This window comes from Ureibacillus sp. FSL W8-0352 (assembly GCF_038004345.1).
Lineage (GTDB): Bacteria > Bacillota > Bacilli > Bacillales_A > Planococcaceae > Ureibacillus > Ureibacillus thermosphaericus.
In genome coordinates this window covers 1,525,097-1,550,543 of sequence record NZ_JBBOQT010000001.1, presented here as the reverse complement: position 1 = coordinate 1,550,543, position 25,447 = coordinate 1,525,097, and the positions used below count along the sequence as shown (strand labels likewise).

Annotated in this window: 19 protein-coding genes and 1 other RNA gene; 18 read left to right on the top strand and 2 right to left on the bottom strand. The window is 33.9% G+C overall.

Translation table 11 applies throughout. The features are described 5' to 3' along the window. Positions 1 to 125 precede the first annotated feature (125 nt). From NST98_RS07935 to NST98_RS07885, 11 genes are all read left to right on the top strand, one after another. A complete protein-coding gene (locus NST98_RS07935) occupies positions 126 to 872 on the top strand; it encodes an alpha/beta hydrolase (protein ID WP_340714855.1) in 747 nt (248 codons plus the stop codon). Between the two features lie 30 nt (positions 873 to 902). Next, the gene (rnr, locus tag NST98_RS07930) at positions 903 to 3,194 is read left to right on the top strand and encodes a ribonuclease R (protein ID WP_340714854.1); all 2,292 of its coding nucleotides are present in this window, start codon (positions 903 to 905) and stop codon (positions 3,192 to 3,194) included. 121 nt (positions 3,195 to 3,315) lie between these two features. Then, on the top strand, positions 3,316 to 3,780 hold the full coding sequence (gene smpB / locus NST98_RS07925; RefSeq protein WP_016838673.1) for an SsrA-binding protein SmpB: 465 nt from the start codon (positions 3,316 to 3,318) through the stop codon (positions 3,778 to 3,780). Positions 3,781 to 3,935: 155 nt separating this feature from the next. Further along, positions 3,936 to 4,290, top strand: a transfer-messenger RNA (tmRNA) gene (gene ssrA / locus NST98_RS07920). Between the two features lie 488 nt (positions 4,291 to 4,778). Then, positions 4,779 to 4,922, top strand: coding sequence for a hypothetical protein (locus NST98_RS07915; RefSeq protein ID WP_340714853.1), 144 nt, complete (start codon positions 4,779 to 4,781; stop codon positions 4,920 to 4,922). 495 nt (positions 4,923 to 5,417) lie between these two features. Next, positions 5,418 to 5,567 (top strand): hypothetical protein, encoded by a 150-nt coding sequence (locus tag NST98_RS07910; RefSeq protein ID WP_172597782.1) that lies wholly within the window; start codon positions 5,418 to 5,420, stop codon positions 5,565 to 5,567. Between the two features lie 213 nt (positions 5,568 to 5,780). Next, positions 5,781 to 7,274 carry a class I SAM-dependent DNA methyltransferase gene (locus NST98_RS07905; RefSeq protein ID WP_340714852.1) on the top strand — a complete coding sequence of 498 codons (1,494 nt, stop codon included), beginning with the start codon at positions 5,781 to 5,783 and terminating at the stop codon, positions 7,272 to 7,274. Then, positions 7,264 to 8,562: a restriction endonuclease subunit S gene (locus NST98_RS07900; RefSeq protein ID WP_340714851.1), complete on the top strand. Its 1,299-nt coding sequence runs from the start codon at positions 7,264 to 7,266 to the stop codon at positions 8,560 to 8,562. Before NST98_RS07905 ends, NST98_RS07900 begins: the two co-directional genes overlap by 11 nt. Next, entirely contained in the window at positions 8,541 to 11,552 is a 3,012-nt protein-coding gene (locus tag NST98_RS07895) for a type I restriction endonuclease subunit R (RefSeq protein WP_340714850.1), read from the top strand. The genes NST98_RS07900 and NST98_RS07895 overlap by 22 nt, the downstream gene beginning before the upstream one ends. A 176-nt stretch (positions 11,553 to 11,728) precedes the next feature. Further along, positions 11,729 to 13,525 carry an ATP-dependent nuclease gene (locus NST98_RS07890; protein WP_340714848.1) on the top strand — a complete coding sequence of 599 codons (1,797 nt, stop codon included), beginning with the start codon at positions 11,729 to 11,731 and terminating at the stop codon, positions 13,523 to 13,525. Then, complete coding sequence (locus NST98_RS07885; RefSeq protein WP_340714847.1) at positions 13,497 to 15,005, top strand: UvrD-helicase domain-containing protein; 1,509 nt, start codon at positions 13,497 to 13,499, stop codon at positions 15,003 to 15,005. The genes NST98_RS07890 and NST98_RS07885 overlap by 29 nt, the downstream gene beginning before the upstream one ends. Positions 15,006 to 15,478: 473 nt before the next feature. Here the strand turns inward: NST98_RS07885 and NST98_RS07880 are convergent, their stop codons facing one another. After that, positions 15,479 to 15,601, bottom strand: coding sequence for a hypothetical protein (locus tag NST98_RS07880; RefSeq protein WP_340714846.1), 123 nt, complete (start codon positions 15,599 to 15,601; stop codon positions 15,479 to 15,481). A gap of 4 nt (positions 15,602 to 15,605) precedes the next feature. On the opposite strand from NST98_RS07880, the gene NST98_RS07875 reads away from it, so the two are divergent. From NST98_RS07875 to istB, 5 genes are all read left to right on the top strand, one after another. After that, a complete protein-coding gene (locus NST98_RS07875; RefSeq protein ID WP_340714536.1) occupies positions 15,606 to 15,800 on the top strand; it encodes a hypothetical protein in 195 nt (64 codons plus the stop codon). Further along, the gene (gene tnpB / locus NST98_RS07870; protein WP_340714537.1) at positions 15,797 to 16,150 is read left to right on the top strand and encodes an IS66 family insertion sequence element accessory protein TnpB; all 354 of its coding nucleotides are present in this window, start codon (positions 15,797 to 15,799) and stop codon (positions 16,148 to 16,150) included. Before NST98_RS07875 ends, tnpB begins: the two co-directional genes overlap by 4 nt. 77 nt (positions 16,151 to 16,227) lie before the next feature. Then, positions 16,228 to 17,802: an IS66 family transposase gene (tnpC, locus tag NST98_RS07865; protein WP_445684053.1), complete on the top strand. Its 1,575-nt coding sequence runs from the start codon at positions 16,228 to 16,230 to the stop codon at positions 17,800 to 17,802. A gap of 263 nt (positions 17,803 to 18,065) precedes the next feature. Beyond that, the gene (gene istA, locus NST98_RS07860) at positions 18,066 to 19,598 is read left to right on the top strand and encodes an IS21 family transposase (RefSeq protein ID WP_016839663.1); all 1,533 of its coding nucleotides are present in this window, start codon (positions 18,066 to 18,068) and stop codon (positions 19,596 to 19,598) included. After that, complete coding sequence (gene istB / locus NST98_RS07855; RefSeq protein ID WP_340714845.1) at positions 19,595 to 20,326, top strand: IS21-like element helper ATPase IstB; 732 nt, start codon at positions 19,595 to 19,597, stop codon at positions 20,324 to 20,326. Before istA ends, istB begins: the two co-directional genes overlap by 4 nt. A 198-nt stretch (positions 20,327 to 20,524) precedes the next feature. Here istB and NST98_RS07850 read toward each other — a convergent pair whose 3' ends face one another. Next, positions 20,525 to 21,961: a DDE-type integrase/transposase/recombinase gene (locus NST98_RS07850; protein WP_340714634.1), complete on the bottom strand. Its 1,437-nt coding sequence runs from the start codon at positions 21,959 to 21,961 to the stop codon at positions 20,525 to 20,527. A gap of 168 nt (positions 21,962 to 22,129) precedes the next feature. On the opposite strand from NST98_RS07850, the gene NST98_RS07845 reads away from it, so the two are divergent. Continuing rightward, positions 22,130 to 23,215, top strand: a complete 1,086-nt coding sequence (locus tag NST98_RS07845) for a hypothetical protein (protein ID WP_340714844.1) — start codon at positions 22,130 to 22,132, stop codon at positions 23,213 to 23,215. A 473-nt stretch (positions 23,216 to 23,688) separates the two neighbouring features. Further along, on the top strand, positions 23,689 to 24,705 hold the full coding sequence (locus NST98_RS07840) for a phospholipase D family protein (RefSeq protein WP_340714843.1): 1,017 nt from the start codon (positions 23,689 to 23,691) through the stop codon (positions 24,703 to 24,705). Positions 24,706 to 25,447 lie beyond the last annotated feature (742 nt).

The window sequence follows — 25,447 nt, the reverse complement described above, 5'->3', positions numbered from 1 at the left end:
TAAAAGTCTAACCGAGCATGGTTAGGCTTTTTCATTTATAATGGAGTAGAGTTTGAGAAAAATTTGCATACTCGTGAAAATACTGGCATCAATTCAACAAGATTCACATATAATTGGAGGATTTTATGAAAATTAAAGAGCAACAACCATTCTTTTTTCAAGCAGGAAAGCGGGCAGTATTATTGCTTCATGGATTTACAGGAAGTTCAGCCGACGTACGAATGCTAGGTCGTTTTCTTGAGAAAAAAGGTTATACATGTTTTGCCCCTCACTACCGAGGCCACGGTGTACCGCCAGAACAACTGATTGAAACAGGTCCAAAAGATTGGTGGGAAGATGTTGTTAAAGCATACGAAACCTTAAAAGAAAAAGGATATGAAGAAATTGCAGTTGCCGGACTCTCTCTTGGCGGCGTTTTAGCATTAAAACTTGCCATGAACTTCCCTCTCAAAGGAGTCATCACCATGTGCTCTCCTATGACAATGAAAACGACGGATATCATGTTCAAAGGTGTTATCAAATATGCAAAAGAGTATAAAAAATATGAGGGAAAAACAGAACAACAAATTAGTGAAGAAGTTGAAGCTATTCGCCAAAAAGGAATGCCAAGCTTACCTGATCTGCAGCAATTCGTGCAAAATGTTCGAAATGAACTGGATTTAGTGTATGCACCGATTCTAGTCATTCAATCAAGAAACGACGAAATTATTGACCCGAAATCCGCTCATATTATCTATGAAAATGTGGAATCCTTAAATAAAAAACTGATTTGGTTTGAAGAGTCCGGACATGTCATTACATTAGATAAAGAAAAAAATCAACTGCATGAAGTAATCTTCGAATTTCTAGAAAGCCTAGATTGGGAAGATTAACTCATTTCGAAATAAAGGAGGGAAATCGCAGTGTTCAGTGAGCTAGAACAAAGAATATTTAATTTAATGAAGGAAGAAGACTATAAGCCGCTTAAAGTGGATGAGCTAGAAGAAGTGCTCGGTATCGAAAGTGCGGATGAATTTAAGGAATTAGTAAAAGCGCTCGTACGCATGGAAGACCAGGGATATATTGTACGCTCCCGTTCGAACCGTTACGGCTTGCCGGAGCGAATGAACTTACTTAGAGGAAAATTTATCGGCCATTCTAAAGGTTATGGATTTGTGGTGCCTGAAGAAGAAGGATTGGATGATATTTTCATCCCTCCACATGAAGTCAATGGCGCATTAAATGGAGACATTGTGCTAGTTCGGGTATTGAAAGAATCTTCAGGCGATAAGCGAGAAGGTACCATCATCAAAGTGGTAGAACGTTCGAAAACAACGTTCGTTGGTACGTATCAAGCAAATCGAGGATTCGGATTTGTTGTGCCGGATGATAAACGATTAAACATGGATATTTTCGTAGCGAAAGAAGATTCTTTAGGTGCGGTGGATGGCCATAAAGTGGTTGTGGAAGTGACAAACTGGCCGAGCGAAATTAAATCGGCTACAGGGGTCATTATTAAAATATTAGGGCACAAAAATGATCCAGGTGTTGATATTTTATCTATTATTTATCAATATGAAATACCGCCTGAATTTCCTGATGAAGTGCTAAAAGAAGCAGCACAAATGCCTGATGTGATTACGGAAGAAGATTTAGTAGGCCGCAGAGATTTGCGAAATGAAACGATCGTAACGATTGACGGCGCCGATGCAAAAGACTTAGACGATGCGGTAACGGTCACGAAAAATGAAGATGGTACTTACAAATTAGGCGTTCACATAGCGGACGTAAGTTACTATGTGAAGGAAGGGTCTCTCATTGACCAAGAAGCATTTGAAAGAGGAACAAGTGTTTACTTGGCGGACCGAGTGATTCCAATGATTCCCCACAGGTTATCAAATGGCATATGCTCATTAAACCCTCAAGTCGACCGCTTGACGATTTCCTGTGAGATGATTGTTGACCAAAACGGACAAGTCATTGAACATGAAATATTCCCAAGCGTGATTCGTACAACAGAGCGAATGACTTATCGAGATGTTTATAAAATATTAGAAGAGGAAGATGAGGAGCTTATCGAGCGGTACAAACCTCTCGTTCCAATGTTTAAAGAGATGGCAGAATTAGCTTCGATTTTACGTAAAAAACGCATGAATCGAGGAGCAATCGACTTTGACTTTAATGAAGCAAAAGTCGTTGTGAACGAAGAGGGTTGGCCAATTGATATCGTGTTACGTGAACGCACAGTTGCTGAACGCATTATTGAAGAATTTATGCTTTGTGCAAATGAAACGGTAGCAGAGCATTTCCACTGGATGGAAGTTCCTTTCTTATATCGTATCCACGAAGATCCAAAACCGGAAAAATTACAACGTTTCTTTGAATTCATCACAAACTTCGGCTTAATTGTAAAAGGAACAGGTAATTCCGTTCATCCGAAAGCGTTGCAAGAAATTATTGAATCCATTGATGGATTGCCGGAAGAACCGGTGATTTCGACAATGTTGCTTCGTTCATTGCAACAAGCACGATATTATCCAGAATCTTTAGGACACTTTGGTCTATCCACTGATTTTTATACGCATTTCACATCACCGATTCGTCGTTATCCAGACTTAATTGTTCACCGATTAATTCGGACGTATTTATTTGAAGGGGACGTTTCAAAAGAGACGATTTTTAAGTGGGCTCAAGAAATGGAAGACATCGCGGATCATACTTCTGAACGGGAACGAAGAGCGGTGGATGCAGAGCGGGATGTAGAAGCATTAAAGAAAGCCCAATACATGTCAGATAAAATTGGCGAAGAATTTGTTGGAATTGTTTCTTCTGTCACAAGCTTCGGTATTTTCGTAGAGCTGCCAAATACGATTGAAGGGCTCGTGCATATTACAAACTTAACGGATGACTATTATCATTTTGATGAACGCCAAATGATTATGGTGGGCGAATATACAGGACGCATCTTCCGCATTGGAGATGAAGTGAAAGTCCGCGTTGCCAACGTGAATTTGGATGAGTCTTCTATTGACTTTGAAATTGTAGATATGGTGAAATCTTTCCATAAAGTTCGCAGAGAAGCGCCAAAAGTGATTCATGCTGAACGGAAGAAGAAAAAACGGAAAGAGGAAGAAGAGCGCGGCCGCAAAGGGAAAAAGAAAGAGAAATTCTACGAAGGCGTTGCAAAAAAAGGGAAAAAGAAGAAAAGAAAGTAGCCCGATGATTCGACAAATATCTGTCGAACAATTATACTAGAGGCTGTTATGAAATTACTTTAAAATAGAAGAAGGAATTTCTAGCAGCCTTTTATTTTGTGTGTTCAGCGAGGTGTAAATTATGCCAAAGGGTACAGGAAAAGTCATTGCTCAAAATAAAAAAGCAAACCACGATTATTTTATTGAAAAGACATTTGAAGCTGGTATGGTATTGCAAGGAACGGAAATTAAATCCATCCGCGCCGGCCGTGTGCAATTGAAAGATTCCTTCGTGTTGGTACGGAACGGGGAAGCATGGATTCACAATATGCACATCAGCCCATATGAACAAGGAAACCGATTCAACCATGATCCGCTGCGAGTGCGGAAACTGTTATTACATAAAAAAGAAATCGCAGAACTTGCCGGTGCAGTCAAACGGGACGGCTACACGATTGTACCTTTGAAAATTTATATTAAAGACGGCTATGCCAAGTTGTTGATCGGCCTTGGCAAAGGTAAGAAAAAATATGATAAACGTGCGGATGAGCGGAAGAAAGAAGCAAAACGAGAAATGGAACGCGCATTGAAATTAAAAAATCAATAGTGTGTTAGTCAAAAAAATAATATTTATGAAAGAAAAATGCTAAATTTTTATTTCGGATAGTTGCAAATTATTTATGAGTGAAGTATAATAATAAACGTAGACAGCCAGTTTGGACGTTCTAATATAACCGTAGTCCTTTTGTAGTATACTATGAAGGGGACGTTACGGATTCGACAGGAATGGTTCAAGCTTGAGCTGCGCGTCGGAGGGCTCGTCTCCGTGATCAACGGCAGTTAAAAATAACTGGCAACAAACAATCTTACGCTTTAGCTGCTTAATTGCTGAAGCACTCTAATCAACCATCGCCCATGTGGTTGCATTAGGGTTCATCCTGAGTGGGCTACGGCTAGTGCCTTGCTTGGGGCGCTGGCAAGAGATTTCACAAGCTAGCGTGCAGGACGCCTGTTTGTCGGCAGAATGCAACGCGAAACCTCAGTAGACAAACTACACGCGTAGATGCTTAAGTATTGAAGTTTCTGGACGTGGGTTCGACTCCCACCGTCTCCATACAATTGAATTTCGTACTATTTCAATGAGCGCCAAAATCCTTTAATGATAAGGATTTTGGCGTTTTTGGTGCGCCCGGCATGTACATGAACTATAGGGTGTAAGTCCCGAACCCCGAAGACAGAAGTAGAGGTTAGCCAAGAGCAAGGGTGTCCGTGGTGACGCGGAATCTGAAGGAAGCTGGAGGCAAAACACCGGTCCGAGGAACACGAACCTCATATAAGGCTAGGTATGATTGAGTGAGTTTGCCAAACAAAACAAAGCTCTTTCTGTCGAAGGTCATATCGAGTAAATGAGGCGGATAGATGGTGTGAAAGTGCATGTACTTACCCGGGGAGGTCTGGCGGATAAGTGAAGTACGCTTCATAACCTACTTAGTGATAAGTAGCTGAACCGTCAGAAGTCAGCAGAGGTCATAGTATTAGTTGGTCTAGAACAACTAAGAAGGACCGAACAATTAAGAGAGAATAGCCCTTGGCATTCAGTGAGTCATGATGAACACAGAAAACGTAGTACCTCACTTGAGGAAGGAAGCGGTGAATCCCGTGGGGGACCTCTTGGAGGGTGGAGTGACCACTGGCATAAAGGGAACAGCTATTCACGGAAGTTATAAAGACTTGCGTCAATCATCTTAATTGAACCGCCGTATACGGAACCGTACGTACGGTGGTGTGAGAGGACGGGAGTTAATCGCTCCCTCCTACTCGATTGCGCCCGGCATGTACATGAACTATAGGGTGTAAGTCCCGAACCCCGAAGACAGAAGTAGAGGTTAGCCAAGAGCAAGGGTGTCCGTGGTGACGCGGAATCTGAAGGAAGCTGGAGGCAAAACACCGGTCCGAGGAACACGAACCTCATATAAGGCTAGGTATGATTTAGTGAGTTTGCATAACAAAACAAAGCTCTTTCTGTCGAAGGTCATATCGAGTAGATGAGGCGGATAGATGGTGTGAAAGTGCATGTACCTACCCGGGGAGGTCTGGCGGATATGTGAAGTACTCTTCATAACCTACTTAGTGATAAGTAGCTGAACCGTCAGAAGTCAGCCAAGGTCATCGTATTAGTTGGTTTAGAACTATTAAGAAGGACCGAACAATTAAGAGAGAATAGCCCTTGGCATTCAGTGAGTCATGATGAACACAGAAAACGTAGTACCTCACTTGAGGAAGGAAGCGGTGAATCCCGTGGGGGACCTCTTGGAGGGTGGAGTGACCACTGGCATAAAGAGAACAGCTATTCACGGAAGTTATATAAAGACTTGCGTCAATCATCTTAATTGAACCGCCGTATACGGAACCGTACGTACGGTGGTGTGAGAGGACGGGAGTTAATCGCTCCCTCCTACTCGATTGAAGATACATTGTATAAAAATATAATGTAGTCAAAAAATATCAATTAGGATAATTTTACAAATTTTTGATTAATTACTAGATTATTAGTAGATATTGTTATAATAGAACTAGAAAAATATTCATATACAAGGAGAAAGATATATGGCAACAATTGGTTTTGAGGAAAAACTATGGCAAGCTGCAGATAAGTTGCGAAACAACATGGATGCCTCTGAATATAAGCATGTTGTGTTAGGGCTTATCTTTTTAAAATATGTATCTGATACATTTCAAGAAAAATGGAATGAATTAATGGAACTTGACCCTGACTTTGCAGAAGATCGGGATGCTTATACAGCAGAGGGGGTTTTCTGGGTTCCTGAAGATGCGCGGTGGGGTTATATTGCAGAACGTGCAAAACAACCTGAAATCGGACAAATTATTGACAATGCATTAGATAAAATTGAAAAAGAAAATCCTACATTAAAAGGAGTTCTACCAAAGAATTATTCCCGTCCAGAATTAGATAAGCGAATTCTTGGAGAAATTATCGATGTATTTACCAATATGGATGTAGGTGGAAGTGAAGCACGTGAAAAAGATGTATTAGGTCGTGTGTATGAATACTTCCTTGGAAAATTTGCGGAGAATGAAGGTAAAGGTGGCGGCGAATTCTATACGCCAAAAAGTGTTGTTACATTATTGGTAGAAATGATTCAACCATTTAAAGGATATGTGTATGACCCATGTTGTGGAAGTGGAGGGATGTTTGTTCAATCATTAAAATTCGTTGAAGAACATTCTGGAAATAAGTTAGATGTTTCTGTTTACGGGCAAGAATCGAACCCGACAACATGGAAATTGGCAAAAATGAATCTTGCTATTCGTGGTATTGAAAGTAATTTAGGTTCCAAAAATGCAGATACATTCCATGAAGACTTACATCCAAATCTAAAAGCAGATTATATTTTAGCAAATCCACCTTTTAACGATAGTGACTGGGGACAACCAAGCCTTGTTGATGATCCTCGTTGGAAATTCGGGATTCCACCTGCCAATAATGCTAACTACGCATGGCTTTCACATATGCTTGATAAATTAGGTCAAAACGGAAAAGCTGCCGTAGTTCTAGCAAACGGATCTTTATCAACGACTACTTCAAATGAAGGGGAAATTCGAAAAAATATTGTAAATGCTGACCTTGTGGATGCTATTGTCGCATTACCGGATAAATTATTTTATACAACAGGTATCCCAGTATCCATTTGGATTTTAAATCGAAATAAGAAAAATAAAGGTCAAACTCTATTTATTGACGGACGAAAATTTGGAACAATGGTAAATCGTCGTTTAAGAGAGTTAACAGCTGAAGATATTCGCAAAATTGCAGATACTTACATCAATTGGCAAAATAATGAGAACTATGAGGATGTGCAAGGTTTCTGCAAATCTGCAACCATTGAAGAAATTCAGAAGCAAGATTATATTTTAACACCAGGACGTTATGTTGGTATTGAAGAAGAAGAGGATGATGGTGAACCATTTGAAGAGAAAATGGAACGACTAACAACATCCCTTGCCGAGCAATTTAAAAAGTCACGTGAATTAGAAGAAGAAATTCGTAAACAGCTTGGGGGGATTGGATTTGAAATATAAGTTAAAAGAATTGTTAGTAGAGAAAGGGTATATAAGAGGTCCATTTGGTTCGGCATTAAAAAGAGGAGAGCTACTTTCAGAGGGCATACCTGTATATGAACAGCAAAATGTAATAAATAATCATAGAGATTTTAGATTTTTTATTAATGAAGAAAAATATAAAAACTTAAAAAGATTCACAGTTCAACCAAACGATTTACTTATTAGCTGTTCTGGAACTGTAGGAAAAGTATCAATAATAAAAAATGACGATCCAATTGGTATTATAAGTCAAGCGCTTTTAATATTACGTCCGAATACAACAAAAGTTTTACCAGAATTTCTTTATTACTTTTTTTCATCATCTAAAGGGTATAATTCCATAGTTAGCCGTTCTTCAGGAAGTGTTCAAGTCAATATTGCTAAAAGAGATGTAATAGAAGAAATTGAAATCGAAGTACCTAATTTAAATATACAGAGAAAAATAGTAAATATATTAAAAGTATTAGATAGTAAAGTGGAATTGAACAAAAAAATTAACAATACTTTAGAACAAATCGCCCAATCCCTTTTCAAACATTGGTTTGTCGATTTTGAGTTTCCAAATGAAAATGGTAAACCGTATAAATCAAGTGGTGGGAAGTTTGTTGAAAGTGAATTGGGGATGATTCCTGAGGGATGGGATGTTCAACCGATTAATAAATTGGCTCAAGTTAACATAGGTAAAACGCCCCCACGAAAAGAAAAAGAATGGTTTTCAAATAATCCAAATGATGTTCGATGGATATCTATCAAGGATTTAGGAGAATCAGAAACGTATATTTTAAATACTTCAGAATATTTAACAAGCGAGGCAATTGAACGATTCAATATAAAAAGAATTCCAAATAATACTGTTGTGCTTAGTTTTAAATTGACCATTGGAAGAATAGCGATTACTATCGGTGAAATGTTATCAAATGAGGCAATAGCACATTTTCTGATAAAAAATAATATGTTAAATACACCATATTTATATCTTTATTTAAAGAAATTTAATTTTGATACATTAGGTAATACTTCATCAATTGCTACAGCAATTAATTCGAAAATTGTAAAGTCTATTCCAATAATGGTTCCGGAAATGAAAATTATTAATGAATTTTATAATATAGTAGAGCCTTTATTCAATTTAATTAAAGAGATTACAGTTGAAACACAAACGCTTGAAAATCTTAGAGATACCCTCCTTCCCAAACTCATGTCCGGGGAGATTCGTATTCCTGAAGCTGAAGAGGCGGTGGAGTCATGTTTACAGAAGAACAATTAGAAAATACGGTTATCGAATATTTCGAGGAGCTGGGGTATAACTATCTCCCAGCTTCCCAATTAAATCGAGACGAGCGAGAAGTATTACTTCTAGAACGTTTGGAAACGGCTTTAACAAAGCTGAATCCAAGCGTTTCCTCGGATGTTTTACAACAAGTCATTCGTAAGCTTCAACATTTCGATACAAATGATGTATTTACAAATAATAAAATGTTTTATAAATATTTAACTGAAAATTTGGAAATCCCTGAGTTTGTTGATGGAGAAACGATTTATCATCGAATTCAGCTTATTGATTGGGACAGACCAGAAAACAATGATTTTCTAATAGTGAATCAATTAGAAGTAATTGAAAGGGATACAAAGAAAATTCCGGACATTGTTTTATATGTCAATGGACTACCACTTGTTGTGATGGAGTTGAAAAGTACTTCACGAGAAGAAGTGGATATTGAAGATGCATATAAACAATTAAAAAATTACATGAATATCCATATTCCATCACTTTTTTACTATAATACATTTTTAATGATTACAGATGGTGTGAATGCAAAAGTAGGTACCATTACAGCGCCTTTTGATCGTTTTTCGGCTTGGAAGAAAATTGATATACAAGATGAAGTTTTAGAAAATCGAGAACTTGATACCTTGATGTATGGGTTATTTAACAAAGAGCGCATGTTAGATGTCATTCGTAACTTTACCCTCTTTACAAATGAAGCAAAAATCATGGCTGCTTATCATCAATATTACGGTATGAAAAAAGCGATTGATTCCACGATTCGTGCAGTTGCTACAGATGGCCGCGCAGGTGTTATTTGGCATACTCAAGGGAGTGGGAAAAGTTATTCTATGACCTTTTTAGCAGGTAATTTAATAAAAAGTCCAATTCTAAAAAATCCAACAATTGTTGTGATTACAGACCGTAATGATTTGGATGGACAGCTATTCGGTACATTTAGTGGTGCCAATGAATTCTTACGACAAACGCCTCTTCAAGCGGAAAGTCGAAGCCATATTAAAGAATTACTTGAAAACCGTCAAACAGGAGGAATTATTTTCTCCACCATTCAAAAATTTGAAGAAGAAACAGGACTTTTATCCGACCGAAAAAATATTATTGTGATGGTGGATGAAGCTCATCGTTCTCAATATGGTGTAGATGCAAAATATGAAATTGAAACTGGTGAGCAAAAGTACGGCTATGCTAAATATTTACGTGAAGCCTTACCAAATGCAACATTCATCGCCTTTACAGGAACACCAATTGAGACAACTGATAAATCTACAACAGGACTTTTTGGCGATATTATCGATGTTTATGATATGACACAAGCAGTTCAAGACGGTGCAACGGTGAAAATTTACTATGAATCTCGAATTGCAAAAGTAAAATTAGATGAAAGTAAAATGGATGAAATTGACCGTGAATATTGGAACATACAAGTTAATGAAGGTGTTGAATCATACACAGTAGAAGAAAGTCAAAAACGCCTAAGTCGCATGGAACAAATTATTGGTGATGATGATCGTATTCGCCAAGTTGTTACAGATATCATTGAACATTATGAAGAACGTAAAAATCTTGTAGCTGGAAAAGCGATGATTGTTGCTTACAATCGAAATACAGCTTATAAAATGTATAAAGAAATTATGCGTCAGCGTCCGGATTGGGAAGAAAAAGTAAAAATTGTCATGACGGAAAACAACCAAGATTCTGAAGAATTAGCGAAATTAGTAGGAAACAAGCAAACGCGGAAAGATAGAGAGAAAGAATTTAAAGATGTAAATCATCCATTTAAAATCGTGATTGTAGTAGATATGTGGCTAACTGGTTTTGACGTGCCAGCCCTTGATACCATGTATATCGATAAACCAATGAAAGCACACAATCTAATGCAAGCAATTGCCCGTGTTAACCGAGTTTATCCAGGAAAAACGGGTGGCCTTATTGTTGACTACATTGGTTTAAAACGAAACTTAATGGAAGCATTAAAAACTTATACAAAACGTGACCAAGATAAAGTTCAAGAAAACGAAGAAGCACGAATTATTGCTTTGAATCTTTTAGAAGTATTGAAAAATATGTTCCACAAATTTAACTATAGTGGATTTTTTGGAGAGAACGATAAAAAACGTTATGAAGCGATTCGTGACGGTGCTGAATTTGTACAAGCAACAGAAGAACGTAAAAATATGTTTATGCACGAGTCAAAAAAATTAAAAGATGTTTATAAGATTTGTACAGGATTGTTAACACAAGAACAAAAAGATGAAATTTCTTACTTTATTGCAGTTCGTTCATTTATTATGAAAACAACGAAAAAAGGTGTGCCGGATTTAAAAGAAATTAATGAACGAATTTCAAAAATGCTAGAAGAAGCCATTTTAGGTGATGAAGTATTAGTGTTAACAGAAGCAACATCATCCGAAAGTTTTGACTTATTAAATGAAGAAAACATTGCGAAACTACAAGCAATGCCACAAAAAAATATTGCAACAAATATTTTAATGCGTGTCATGAAACAAAAACTAAGTAGCGTAAAGAAAACGAATTTAGCAATCAGTCGAAGCTTTTCAGAACGATTTGAATTAATTGTAGAGCGATATCATAATCGTACAGATGATACAGATGTAATTGAAGTATTTAAAGAATTAATTCAATTTAAAAATGAACTGGAAGAAGCCATCGAGGCAGGGAAACATCTAGGATTATCTTACGAGGAGAAGGCCTTTTTTGATGTGCTTGGAGCAGATCCAGAAATTAAACAGCTTATGGAAGATGAAAAACTAATTGCCATAGCAAAAGATTTAGTGGAAACTGTAAGAAAATATCGTACACACGACTGGGATAAAAAAGTACAAGCCCAAGCAAGAATGCGATTATACATCAAGAAGGTTCTCCGTAATCACGGATACCCTCCAAACAAAGAACCAAAAGCAGTCGAAGATGTCCTCGAACAAGCAAAACTCCAAGCTGTGGGGATGTGAAATTTGGGTAGTACTTTAATTAAGTACTACCTTTTCTTTTTTATAATCTTAAAAATCCTAAGGATTCAAAGGATAAAATTTACTATTTGTAATGGTAATAATTAGGTATTTGTTATGTTTGCAAAAGTTATGGAAATAAAATTAGTTGTATTTTATTCAATATGGGGGAAGAAATAATGAAATTTAAAAGTATAAAAATAGAAAATTTCCGTAATTTTGATAAAGCTTGTTTGAATTTAAATAATAAAAATATAGTTTTTGGAAGAAATGATTTTGGTAAAACTAATTTTTTATATGCTCTTCGTTTTTTATTTGATCCAACAATGAGGAGAAATGGTTTTCAAATAACTGATTATCATAAAAGAAATACTGAGAAAAAAATTATAATTCAAGTGGAACTTGATATCAGTGAAGAAAATAATGATAATAATGATTTTATTAGGGCAAGAGTAAGAGAGGCAACAGCCTTTTCTAATGGAACATTAATAATACAGTTAGAAGGTGAATTTGATCAAGATAAACAAATTGGAATTCCAATATTAAAATGGGGTGGAGTCATTGATGAATTATCAGAAATTCCACAGAAGGGTATTTTTTCTTTATTAGATAATATATTTGAGGTTGTGTATATAGATCCAAATATATCACCAATAGAATTATTTAAGAAACACAAATCATTATTGTATAAAGAATCGAAAACTAATAAGACAGATGAGATTAAGAAGGCTATTGAAGAGTTAAATAAAGTTATAAGTCAAGATAGTAGAGTCCAATTTATCAATAGTCAGTTAACTGAAAAATATAATGAAATAAGAAAGGAAAATGTTGAAATCAAACTTCAATCAGAACATGTGGTAAATGGAGCTTTTAATCATTTAACACCATATATTCATGATAAGTTTTTAGATGAAAACGAATTATATCCAACATCTGGAGACGGAAGACAAAAAATTTTGGCTTATGCACTTACTAGTTTAATAGAAGAATTAAAACTTAAAGAAAAGAGAGATAAAAGGATTACAATATTTTTAATGGAGGAAATAGAAAATAGTCTACATCCTTCTATGCAACAAATAATTTCCAGACATTTGTTCGTAGAAAATAGGGATTTGTATCCATTTCTCTTTGTTACCACTCACTCTGAGCATATGTTTACTTATATGGATGAAGTGGAATTAATAAGAATATACAAGAATCCAAAAGGAAAAGTAGTTAACGAATCAACTTTCTTTAAAATTCCAGAAAAATTTAAAAATACAAGAAAAATATTCAATGAAAAACTATCAGATGCATTATTTTATGATAAAGTTTTATTAGTAGAGGGTATGTCAGAAAAAATATTATTTGAATCAATTATAGAAAAATTGATATATGAATTAGATACAGTCGGTACGGAAATAATTGAAAAAATAAAAATACTAAGTATCGAAGGGATAGGATTTGAGGAATATGTCAATATATTAAAGGCTCTTAGTATAAAAATATTAATAAAAACAGATAACGATATTAAAAAGGTTCAAGGTCAAAATAAAGTTTCATTACTTGGGATAAGAAGATGTCAAAAAATTAGCGCTTTATTAGAAGATAATGAAATAAGCGATGAAGATTTAGCTAAACCATATGAATATACAGATGTAGATGATTTTGATTTATTGAAAAATAAAATAAAAAGAGAAATTTATACACAATATAGTGATAAAATAGAAAGTTGGAGAAAAAAGGGGATATTCTTATCTGAAATATCACTAGAAGAAGATTTAGAAGCAGCATTACCTAGAAATCATCTAAACGAATTACCTTTTAACTTAACCAGCTTTTTACAAGAATCGAAGAAAATTAATATGAATGAATATGTTAATAAATATTTAGACATAAAAACAGCAGAAATTATTTTTAATGATGAAAGATTTAAATGTTTGAAGAAATTAGTAGAGGTTGATGATAATGACAAGGATAATCGATCAAAACATTAGAGATGATATTATAAATAGTGACCATAAACATTATCTAATATCTGCAAGTGCAGGTTCTGGAAAAACCACTATTTTAGTTAAAAAAGCATTTTCAATGATAGAAAAACATCTTATCAGACCATATCAACAAATAGCAATGATAACATTTACTAGATTAGCCACAAGACAGATTCGTGATAAAGTAAAAGAATATCTTATAAAGCTTAATAAAAAAGAGAAGTATTTAAATTCAATAAAAATCATTACAACAGAATCCTTTATATTATCAGAAGTAATCAAGCCTTTTATTAGAGATGCTTTTGGAAAGGAATTTCCACGAGGAGAAGAATTAATTCAAAATTATAATTCTAGATTTAACAATTTTGATGAAGGATTATTGCAAGTTAAATTACAGAAAGTAGTTGGTAGTTATTTGAATAGTACTAGAAACTTTACGTATCAATTAGGTTTAAAAGTATTAAAAAAATCGACTAATGCTCAAAAGTATTTAAAAGCCAGATTTCCTGTTATTATGATTGATGAATATCAGGATGTAGATTATGATATGCATCAATTATTTATGTATTTAAAAAATGATTTAAAAATCAGATTAGTAATTGTAGGTGATATAAAACAAATGCTTTATGGATTTCGAGGAGCAAATGAAGAAATTATGAAATCTTTAGAAGACGATAGTGAATTAAAAAATTATAAATTAGTTCATAATTTTCGCTCGCATTTATCAATTGTAAATTATAGTTATCAATTTTTTAAAGATGAACTTGATGTTCCAGATATAGAATATGAAGAAAATAGAATTAGATTTTATTCTCAACAAGAATCTTTAAATGAAAATATCTTTAAATTTCTAAATGAAAATAGTTCCACAGAAAATGATACTTTTGCCTATCTATTTGCGAGAAGATCTATCTGGGAAGATGAAAAGAGTGATTGGGAAAAGTATAATTTTTTGTTTGTAGATAGAACACCGTTAGACTCTAGTTTTCCTAATTTTGATGTATTAGAACCTGTTTTAAAATTACATTTTGATAATAAAAATTATAATATTTATAATTTTTTAGATGATTTAAATACGGAAATTACAAATTCAACAGTTAATAAAGCTCATTCAATTAAAAAAGCTATAAAAGTTGATAATAATAAAGTATTAAAAATTGTTGAACAGTTAACAGGAAGAATTCTATTAGAAGAAGAAAAAGAGAATTTTAGAAAAACTTTAGAAGAAAAATATAAGGTAAACTTTTTATCTAAAAAACCTAAAAAATTAGCGTTAACTATTCATGGTGCAAAAGGATTGGAATTCGATCATGTTTTTATAAATGCAGATTCTTTTTTTGATTTAAGGGGAAATTTTTTAAAGCAAAATCATTATGTTTCAATAACGAGACCAAAAAAAAGTTTACACATTGTAATTAATGATGGATATGAATCATTGTTGAAAGAATTAGGGATTTTAGCAGAATACACATTACACATATAATTGTAAAATTCTACTGTTTATTAAAACATTCATTATAATGAAATTTTCCATAGTTTATCGAGATATTAAATTAAAGTAGAAATAAAACTTAAAAGATTTATGTGAAAAATATTCCTTATTGAAATTTCCTTTTTTCAGGGCTAGATTAGGATTTAAAGAAAACAAGAAGCTCACTCATTGAAAATATAATATAAAGCTGTCTCCGTAAGCAAAATTTCATTTTTTTCTCCGTTTGGGTCAAACTGTGGGTCATTCATCAAATTTGATGTTGAGTAGTGCTTGAAAACACTGATATATCAACACTTCTTTAAAATTTTATTTTGATACCCGCCGTCTCCATACAATTGAATTATTAAACTTCATCTAAGGTCAAAACACTTGATATATCGAGGTTTTGGCCTTTTTGTTTTGTCATTAAATTTCATTTAAAATCATTTGGACGTATTTAAAAACGTAGTTGAAAAATAAATATATCAGAGGTGTAAGAATGGCAAAATGTATTTATTGTAATTCATCGTAAGCCCGTAATCAAATAACGCATATAATATATTTGGCACCTTCGGTACGATAGACGTATCAATTAAAGGAGGTGCCATATCTATGTCCAAAAATAAATTAACAATTGTCCCTGTTAAACTTAATCCTCTTCCAACTGAAGCTACTTCGTTTCATTCTCCACATGATGCAGCTAAACCAGGTTGCGTCATTAAAACTGCTCTCGCTGAGATTTCCTTCTTTAATGGCGTAGATGAGCACATTATTCAAACCATTATGAGGGAGTTGAAAAATCTATGAAACATGATTTTACGAGCGTAAAAAATATTTATATTATTTGCGGGAAGACCGACATGCGAAAAGGTATCGATGGTCTGGCTACGCTCATTCAAGATTCGTTTCAATTAGATCCATATGGTGATTCAATTTTTCTATTTTCAGGTTGGAGTAAGGATCGCTATAAATGTTTGTATTTCGATGGTGATGGATTTGCGATGCTTTATAAACGCTTGGATAATGGAAAATTACAATGGCCAAAAAATGAAAATGAAGTAAGAAAACTCTCTCAACAAGAACTACGTTGGTTGTTAGAAGGATTATCCCTTCAACAACCGAAGGCTATTGTAAAATCTAAAAAAGGTGTCTTTTAATCAAAACACTTTCAATGGTATAATTATCCATAGTATATATTGAACGAAATGTGGTGAATGATTTGGGCAACACTTCTATGCAACAAAAAGAACGATTGATTCAATTACTGGAACAACAATTAGCACATTCAAATAAGCAGAATAACGAATTAGCAAAGAAATTGGAGCAATCGTTGAAACAAATTGAGGTGTTAACTGAACAAGTTCGCCAATTAACAAAAGCTTTATATGGTTCTAAATCTGAAAAGTCTAAGTATCGAGCGCCTGATGGGCAAATTTCTTTATTTGAAGATGAAGATGACCCTTTTTTTAACGAATCTGAGCACACAGAAGAACAAAGCACGGAAACAATTTGTTATACCGTTACTCGTAAAAAGACAAATAAAAAGCGAAATGATTCCTTTCGTGGAGATATTGAAATAGAAGAAATTCATCATCATCCAGAAAACATAATTTGTGACTGTTGCCATGGAGAAATGGTGGAATTTAGTTCAGTCCTTGTGCGTGAAGAGGCGAAATTTATTCCAGCAACAATGAAACGGGTACAACATTTTGAACATGTATACGAATGTAAAACATGTAAAAAAGACAACTTACAAAAAGCTCAAATTAAACGTGGGAAAGCACCACAAGGTGCCATTCAAAGAAGTATTGCCGGGCCTACTGTTCTAGCGAAACTTATTTATGATAAGTTTATTCAGTACTTACCTCTCTATCGTCAGGTAAAGGAATGGGAACGTTATGGTTTACTAACGAATGATAAAAATTTATCGAATTGGGTCATTCGTGTATCTGAAGATTGGCTACAGCCCTTATATGACTTGATGAAGCAGCAGCTAATGAAAAAATCAGTGTTACACATTGATGAAACTTATTCGAAAATCATCAAACGTTCCGATGGAAAGGCTCCTCAATCAAACGCCTATAATTGGGTGTGTCGTAGCGTCCAAAGTGAAGGTCCGATTATTGTTTTATTTAAGAGTGCTCTATCTCGTGGACGAGCTATCTTAGAAGATTTAATCAAGGACTTTAAAGGAACTGTCATTTGCGATGGTTATTCAGCTTACAATCAATTGCCTAATGTGAAATTCGCCAACTGTTGGGCCCATGTACGTCGATATTGGTTAAAAGTAGACAGTAAGAATGGTCGAATAGGTGTGGAATATTGTGATCGGTTATTTCATATCGAGCGTAAAATAAAACATCTGTCACCAGAAAAACGTGTGCAAATTCGGCAAAAAGAAGCTAAACCCATCATCGACGAATTTTTTGATTGGATTGATCGCTCACCTTTCTTCGGTAAAAATGCCATTGCGAAAGCTGCGGAATATACATTGAGCCGAAAAGAAGAGTTAAAGGTGTTTCTCGATAACGGAAACGTTGCCATTGATAACAATCCAGCTGAAAATGCCATTCGTCCCAATGTGATTGGTCGAAAAAACTGGCTTTTTTCTTTTAGCGAAGCAGGTGCAAAAGCAAATGCGATTTGTTTAAGTTTAGCTGAAACAGCCAAAGCAAATGGGATTGACTTCTATCGATATTTAGTAAAGCTGATGACAGATCTTCCTAATTTACCAATTCATCAGCAACCTGAAATTTTACATGACTATCTGCCTTGGTCTGAAAATATCCAAGCCACATGTGCAAAATAGCCAGCTAACCGAAAAAATTTTCAGTTAGCTGGCCATTCGTCGTGCGTACCGAAAGGTGCGCTATTTTTATTTCGGGCTTACAATTCATCTGATGTTTCTCTTTCAGATATAATTGTAAACGCTAAACTAGAATCAACAGTTTTCCACAAATAGAACTCAACAGAATTCCCCAAATAAGATTAAACAGTTTCCCCACCATCAATCACTTTCAAATATACTGTTACTAGTCTATTGAAAGTGAGGAATTAGGAGTGAACAGATTTATGCTTTACATCGAGATTCATCGTTTATACAAAGAGGGATTCTCCAAGAGTGCTATTGCAAGAAAACTAAATATTTCAAGAAATAGAGTGATAGATTATTTGAATATGAGTACTGATGAGTTTGAAGAATTTTTAAGTACATTACGTACAAGAGAAAAGAAACTAGACCCTTATCATGATCAAATTCTAGGGTGGTTGAAGGAACATCCTGATTTAACTGCTGCACAAGTTTATGATTGGTTGGAAGAAAAGTTAGGTTTCAGGGAAGTCGCTGAGAACACTGTACGAAATTATTTAAACGAAATGAGGGATTACTATCGGATTCCAAAGGTAAAGGTTCAGAGGACATATAGTGTAGTTCCAGAATTACCAATGGGAAAACAGGCTCAAGTGGATTTTGGACAAACTACCGTCAAAAACAGACAAGGTGAGAATAAAAAGTTGTATTTTATCGCATTTGTTTTATCACATTCAAGATATAAATATGTAGAATGGCTCGATCGACCTTTTCGTACTTCCGATATGATTCGAATGCATGAAAATGCATTTGAATACTTTGGAGGAATGCCAGAAGAAATGGTCTATGACCAAGATGCGTTATTAGCAGTTAGTGAAAATGCGGGTGATTTAATTCTTACAGCTGAATTTACTAAATATCATCATACCCGTAAATTTAATGTTTATTTATGTAGAAAGAGTGATCCGGAATCAAAAGGTAAAATTGAACAGGTTGTGAAATTTGTAAAAAATAATTTTAGCAAAAATCGAGTATTCGATCATCTTTCAGATTGGAATCAATCGTGCCACGCTTGGTTGAAAAGAACAGGAAACTATAAAGTTCATCATAATACGAAAAAGAGACCTTCTGAAGTGCACGCCCTGGAAAAGCAACACTTAAAGAAAGTCTCTGGTACTTACATTTTCGCAAATGTTTCAACTCCAAGTATAACAAGAAATATCCATAAGGACAATGTTATTCGTTATGAAGGAAATCGATATAGCGTTCCTAAAGGAACATATAGAGCAGATGCCCCAAATCTTGCTTATTTACAAGAAGAGGATGGTTGGTTAATTATTCGACTGAAAGAAACTGGGATGGAGTTAGCAAAGCACCGAATATCCGAAGGAAAAGGATTGATTATTACAGATCCCTCCCATCGGGAACATAGCACAAGTAAACGAGATCTTTTAATTCATCAAATTCAAGAAACATTCATAGATAAAGAGAATATTCAATGGTTAATACACAAATTGAAAGAACGATATCCACGTCATTTAGTGGATCAACTCAAAGTACTACAACAAGCCATCAGAATTTACCCAAATCATTGTGAGGAAGCTTTATCTGAAATGAAGAAACTTGGAATGACCAGTGCAAATGATTTTCGGGATATTGCACATGCATTATCTGTACAATATCAAAAAAGTTCACCTAAAATCGTTGAATTGAATGAGAAGTATAAAGATTTATCAGCACCAGAACGATCCGAAGACATTTATTTAAAAGTCTTATCTGGAGGTGAAAATGAATGAATCATCATCCCTATGAAATTTTACAAGATAAATGTCGTACCTTGCGCCTCGCTGAGACGGCTAAAGAATTACCGAATTTACTCCGTGAAGCTGAAGCAAAGAATTGGACATATCATGAACTGGTTTATGAAATCTTAAGCTATGAGATGCGATGTAGAGAGCAGAAAAATAATGAGAGATTAATGAAATGGGCAGAGTTCCCAGAAATATTGACGTTTGATACCTATGATTTGAAGGAACAAACAGCTCTTGGTGAAAAACAACTAAATGTATTAAAAGAACTGAATTGGATTGAAGAATTTTTTACTTTAATTTTGATGGGACCAACAGGAGCAGGAAAAACACATTTATCCGTTGCATTAGGAATACACGCTGTGGAGAGAGGATACAAAGTATCCTTTGTCTCCATGAATCAGCTTATGTATATTTTAAAAACAAAAGAATATATCAATAAATCTAAAATACGCTACAAACGTATTATAGCTTCGGATTTAATTATTATTGATGATGTCATGTACATGACTTACGAGACTCAGGAAGCCAATCTATTTTTCCAGTTTATCTATGATTTATATGATAAAGCAGCATTCATTCTAACCTCTAATAAAGGGCCAAATGAATGGGGAAAATTTCTTGGTGATCCTACTTTAACAACAGCTATACTTGACCGTTTATTAGGTAGTGTCAAAAGTTCTATGAAAACTCAGTATTGGAAGGATGTGTTCTAACGAAAATAGAGAAAATGCCGCCGCAATCGCTCTTGACAAACACGTCAATGGTTTGATTTCGAACCAACAAGGGCGAAGGGAACAAAAAGAAGGCACACCAAAGAAGCCCTTGCCAATTCCCATTTTAAACCATTGACTGGTTCGGTTTGTCAAGAGTTCGCTTCGCCGATGCTGGTAAGGGCTCTGCTAAACAAAAAGTTAGGCAGTTTGCTCTACTAGCCATTGTTGAGCTAAACCAATCAGTTTTGTCCAACGTGCAGGCATATTCGGCAGTCCTTTTAGCTCTGGAATAACTACAGGCACTTTGCCTTCCAGGGCTGAATGTGGCCGCAAGAAATTAAAATAAGCCACAAACAAAGTCACATAAGAAACGGATCCGTGATCGGATCCAAATCCGTGTGTCGATCTGTAATTGCCCTTAAATGTTCGATTCAGTCTTTCAATAATTTGTTTTAGCGGTCTGTATTCCGTTGAAACCTGGTCTTCGTTGGTTAGTCCAATGACCTGCTTCACATCAAACGTAATACCGTGCTGGGCAAAAAAGTGTTGTGCTAAAAGGTAAATCGGATTGCCATCTACGACAAAGGTGAGGTCTTCCGGGATCTCTTTCATCTTCCATAAGGCCTCATCAATCGCACGAATGGCTGATACCGTATCACGATTTGGAGAAACAGGGTAGGACAGAATAATTTTCTTTACCGCATCAAAAAAGAAAAAAAGATAATGCCAACGACCATTCACCTTAATGTATGTTTCGTCTCCGCAGAATTGATCAGAAAGCTCGTAAGGATAATGATCCACATAAGGTTTGAGAAGAAGTGCTACGCTGTTTTCGTAATTCAATATACTCTGGTGAGAGATGGGTACGCCATGAACATCCTTCATCAGTGCAGCTGTTTTCCGAGCCGATAAGCCATAGTTTACATGGTAGGTTAAAATGAGCCCCAATGTGTGCGGTGACACATGAAGCCTGGACAAATCCACTTTTGGCTTCTTAGGTGAATGTTTGGCTAACGGCTGATAATCAATTTGAAACTGACGGAATATGTATCGAACTTTAAAAGACGGAGGATCCTTTTCGAACTGCTTTTTCTCTTTTTTAGACATTCCTTGCAGTTTCTTTTTGTAATACGGACAGTCATTGTTTTTGCACTTAAATACGAGAAAATCTTTTCTTTCCTTGATCTTCTCGAGTGTTTTCGAACAGTGTGGACATTTTAGTATAGCCTCCTTGGCATATTGATTCTTTTTATTAAACAGACACGCACACACCTTGCATTGATACTGTCCTTTACCTCCGTTATTGGCATAAAGATAATCTGACGGAGCACCACACCTTGGACATTTCATGGATGAAGGTACTTTACCTTTTGAATTGGAACGCCTCTGAACAGGTTTGAGAGGTTTCCCGTTCTTCTCCAAATATTCTTTGAGAAGAATTTGATAATCGAGCTTTTGTAGAGTTTCAATGATTGGCAGCTCATCCACCTGGAGTTTTTGATAAGGCTTATTGACAGGCTTTTCAGTTGGCTTATCAAACATGTTTTTTCCAATCAGAAGGGTAAGTAATGTTCGAATCATTTGATCTTGGTACTTGATATATTCAAGCAAATAGGTTAATAATTGAGGTAACAACTTGTCACTTCCTTCATTAGGGATTTTTGAGTGTGTGGTTACCTCATAAATACCCTAATTTTAAGGGGGTGGCAAGTTTTTTGTTTATAAAACCTTATATATCAATAAATCATCTAGATTTTATCTATAAATTTTTGACAATACGATTCAAATGGAAGGAGGATAAGAATGAATAGACGATATTTGAAGAATAAAGCAAAGATAGAAAATAAAACAAATTTATCTTTTGGTGAAAGGTCAACTAGAATCGTTTTATTAATTACTTTATTTGGTGCGCTAGGTTATATAGCAAAAACTCTTTTGAAAATTTATATTTCAATATTTTCGGAGAAAATATATCTTGATTTTCCATTTAGTGCAGAGCATATAATAATAGTATTAATTATTTCATACTTTTTTATAATTTTTATAAAAATACTGCAATATTTATATTATGAACTATATAGTTTTAGTTTTTATTTTGGAAAAAATAGCAATATAAATCATCAAATTAAAACTGTTGAACAAGCAAATAAATATTATTACTATATATTTCTTGCATGTAAAGAAGTAGCTATTTATTCAATTGTGATTGGATTTATTACTATCGGTATATTAAACATATATTTAAAAAACATAATTGTTATAGCAATATTGATTATTTTACTATTAATAATTATTTTGTTAATTTCATTGAAAAGAGAGAAATTTTCAGAAATTTTTAGGATTAAAAAATTATTTAATAGTACATTAGGTTTGTTGATAGGAATCTCGTTTTTTTCATTCTTTATAGGAGTACATTTTTATATTCAACCAGTAAATTTAGAGGTGGCATTTGAAACACAAGGGGAAGAAGAGTTACTAGTGATTAATAGTAAATATTATTTACCTTCTTCTGCTAATATAATTTTTCTAAGCGAAGATGAAAATGGTGAATATATATTGTCAAAAAGTATAATTCTTGAAGATAAAGACTTTATTAATACTTTTATAGAAGTTAAACAAAGTGAAGTTAGTTCGAACAATAAATTTCTTAAAGTTATCGATAATTTAACAAAAAAATCCAAAGAAGTGTATGTAATAAAAGATACGGATATAAAATATACCTATAAACTTAACTATGAAAGTTATTTGATAGAAGGTAATAATAAAGTTGTAATTAATTTGGATATTGAAGAAGGGATATTAAATAAGAGTTTTAAAATTGTGAACCATATTAATGTAAAAAATGACGAATACGATATTTTTGAAAGACATTTTTCCGTCGGTGAATAAAAAATTTTTATTAAAGTAATGATTTTTTTGAAAATATGAAGATGAATGTATATTTAAATGATCTGAGAGATTGTCCAACATGTTTTACTTTATTATAAAATATTGAATATGCAAGATATTATTTTAGAAACTATTGACCACGATTAAGGAGAAAAGTAGGAAGGTAACTTATTACTGACAAGGTATGATTAAGTGAAAACGGATTAAGGACACATAATATCATTCATACCGATAATATCATGAGGAGAAAAAATATGTATGAAATATTAAAAGCTTTCAGAGAAGAGGAGTTAATAACCTCACAACAAGTATTCTGATAAAATAAGTTTAGAAAAAAGATATATTTGTAAATTCGTAACAATGTATCGGACCTTTCTTCTACGATGATATCATTTTGTCGGACTAATTTATAGATAGATGGTTTATAATTCTGTTTTAAAACCTTGAAAAATACATTTAAATGGTGAAATTAAATGAAACTATTTAAAAATAATCTAGAGCAAGAATTATTTAAACACTTACAAATGAGTAAAAGTAAAATTATTATTATTAGTCCATATATTGGCTTAAATATGGCAAAGAAATTATTGGAAATTGTCAAAAATAAAAATCTACATTGCAAAATCATTACTAGATTTGAGCGTAAAGCCTTTATTGAAAAATCCAGTAGTCTAGAAGCGTTAAAATTATTAATCGAAAATAATGTTCAAATATTGGCTTTAAAAGATTTACATTCTAAGGTCTATCTCATAGATGGAGAGAAATGTTTTGTTGGATCTGCTAATTTTACTACTAAAGGTTTGACCACTAATCATGAGCTCTTATTATATTTTAGTGAAGAAACTGATGTAGATAATTTTAACATATACGCGAATGAGTTAATTAAACATTTAAATGGTTGGGACATAACTATTGAGCGGATACAAAGTGAGCAAGAGTTTATAGAAGAATATAAAGAAATCGAGGAAGAAAAGGAAAAAATTAATGTTTCATGGGGAGCGGAATTAAAAAAAGAAAAATCTGTTGATGAGAACGATATTGTGTTATCAGTTTCAGCAGGAGATACTATGCATTTGATTGAAAAATATTTTGTTCACGCTCACCCAATATCAAGAGGATATAATTATGCAATTACAAAATATATAACATTTCGTAAGTCAAATGGCGGGATAATGGAAAGGATTTATAAAATCGAAAAGAGTTTTTCTATAGAGATGAAAGAATGGAAAAATGAAATAAATAAACTAGAAATATCCGACAGTATGAAAAAGAGAATTGCTAATTATATTATTGATAGATATAAGGATTTTGAATTTAATAAGGCTCCAAAATATAAATTCTATATTTTAAGTTTACTTTATGATCTTCCAACTGCACCAAAACCTCCAAAAAATAATACGGGGGGATGGTTATATACAATAAAAGATTTAAAAGAGAGCAATGGTTTTGTTCTTACTATTAATCAAAAGAAGAAAAACAATCTTAAGTAATTTTAATGGAGAAAAAAGTTATAATTTCATAACTCTTAGGATGTTAATACGGTAAACGAAATGCATGGAACATTATGGTAATGAATCGCTATTTTGTTCCATGTAAATTTGTGGGAAAACTGTTTAGGTCAAAATTTTTATCGATTAAATTATTATGGTGGTTCAAAATCAAGTAATTACACAATATGTCTGAATTTTTTAACAAAACCAAATGATTACAGTATTAGATGATTATTTAGAGGCATTCTTAAAGAAGTCTTATGCAATACGTGATGTGCATGACTTATATTTAAAATTAGTCCCATCAATAAGGAAAACGATTCTTTAATAGATGGAAACTAGAATGTCGACATCAAATTAAACATTTATTAAAAGAGTGCAATACTTTTCACATGATATTTTATTTTTATTAAAGTGTTATCGACTCAAGTGGCAGATTGTCAGGATGCCCTAAAGATTTAAAATTAGAATTCATACTTAAAATACTTAAATCATTCAAAATCACAATATTCCAGGTTTTTGAGATGCTAGTAAAGGAAAAGGAACATCAAGAATAATGAAGTTCCTTTTTTTGTGTGCGCCCGGCATGTACATGAACTATAGGGTGTAAGTCCCGAACCCCGAAGACAGAAGTAGAGGTTAGCTCAACGCAAGGGTGTCCGTGGTGACGCGGAATCTGAAGGAAGCTGGAGGCAAAACACCGGTCCGAGGAACACGAACCTCATATAAGGCTAGGTATGAT

What these genes read in the sequence shown, in the direction of transcription:
- NST98_RS07935 (WP_340714855.1), top strand. Translation starts at nt 126, where the DNA reads ATGAAAATTAAAGAGCAACAACCATTCTTTTTTCAAGCAGGAAAGCGG.
- smpB (WP_016838673.1), top strand. Translation starts at nt 3,316, where the DNA reads ATGCCAAAGGGTACAGGAAAAGTCATTGCTCAAAATAAAAAAGCAAAC.
- NST98_RS07915 (WP_340714853.1), top strand. Translation starts at nt 4,779, where the DNA reads ATGATGAACACAGAAAACGTAGTACCTCACTTGAGGAAGGAAGCGGTG.
- NST98_RS07910 (WP_172597782.1), top strand. Translation starts at nt 5,418, where the DNA reads ATGATGAACACAGAAAACGTAGTACCTCACTTGAGGAAGGAAGCGGTG.
- NST98_RS07905 (WP_340714852.1), top strand. Translation starts at nt 5,781, where the DNA reads ATGGCAACAATTGGTTTTGAGGAAAAACTATGGCAAGCTGCAGATAAG.
- NST98_RS07895 (WP_340714850.1), top strand. Translation starts at nt 8,541, where the DNA reads ATGTTTACAGAAGAACAATTAGAAAATACGGTTATCGAATATTTCGAG.
- NST98_RS07890 (WP_340714848.1), top strand. Translation starts at nt 11,729, where the DNA reads ATGAAATTTAAAAGTATAAAAATAGAAAATTTCCGTAATTTTGATAAA.
- NST98_RS07885 (WP_340714847.1), top strand. Translation starts at nt 13,497, where the DNA reads ATGACAAGGATAATCGATCAAAACATTAGAGATGATATTATAAATAGT.
- NST98_RS07880 (WP_340714846.1), bottom strand. Translation starts at nt 15,601, where the DNA reads ATGGCACCTCCTTTAATTGATACGTCTATCGTACCGAAGGTGCCAAAT.
- NST98_RS07875 (WP_340714536.1), top strand. Translation starts at nt 15,606, where the DNA reads ATGTCCAAAAATAAATTAACAATTGTCCCTGTTAAACTTAATCCTCTT.
- tnpB (WP_340714537.1), top strand. Translation starts at nt 15,797, where the DNA reads ATGAAACATGATTTTACGAGCGTAAAAAATATTTATATTATTTGCGGG.
- tnpC (WP_445684053.1), top strand. Translation starts at nt 16,228, where the DNA reads ATGCAACAAAAAGAACGATTGATTCAATTACTGGAACAACAATTAGCA.
- istA (WP_016839663.1), top strand. Translation starts at nt 18,066, where the DNA reads ATGCTTTACATCGAGATTCATCGTTTATACAAAGAGGGATTCTCCAAG.
- istB (WP_340714845.1), top strand. Translation starts at nt 19,595, where the DNA reads ATGAATCATCATCCCTATGAAATTTTACAAGATAAATGTCGTACCTTG.
- NST98_RS07845 (WP_340714844.1), top strand. Translation starts at nt 22,130, where the DNA reads ATGAATAGACGATATTTGAAGAATAAAGCAAAGATAGAAAATAAAACA.
- NST98_RS07840 (WP_340714843.1), top strand. Translation starts at nt 23,689, where the DNA reads ATGAAACTATTTAAAAATAATCTAGAGCAAGAATTATTTAAACACTTA.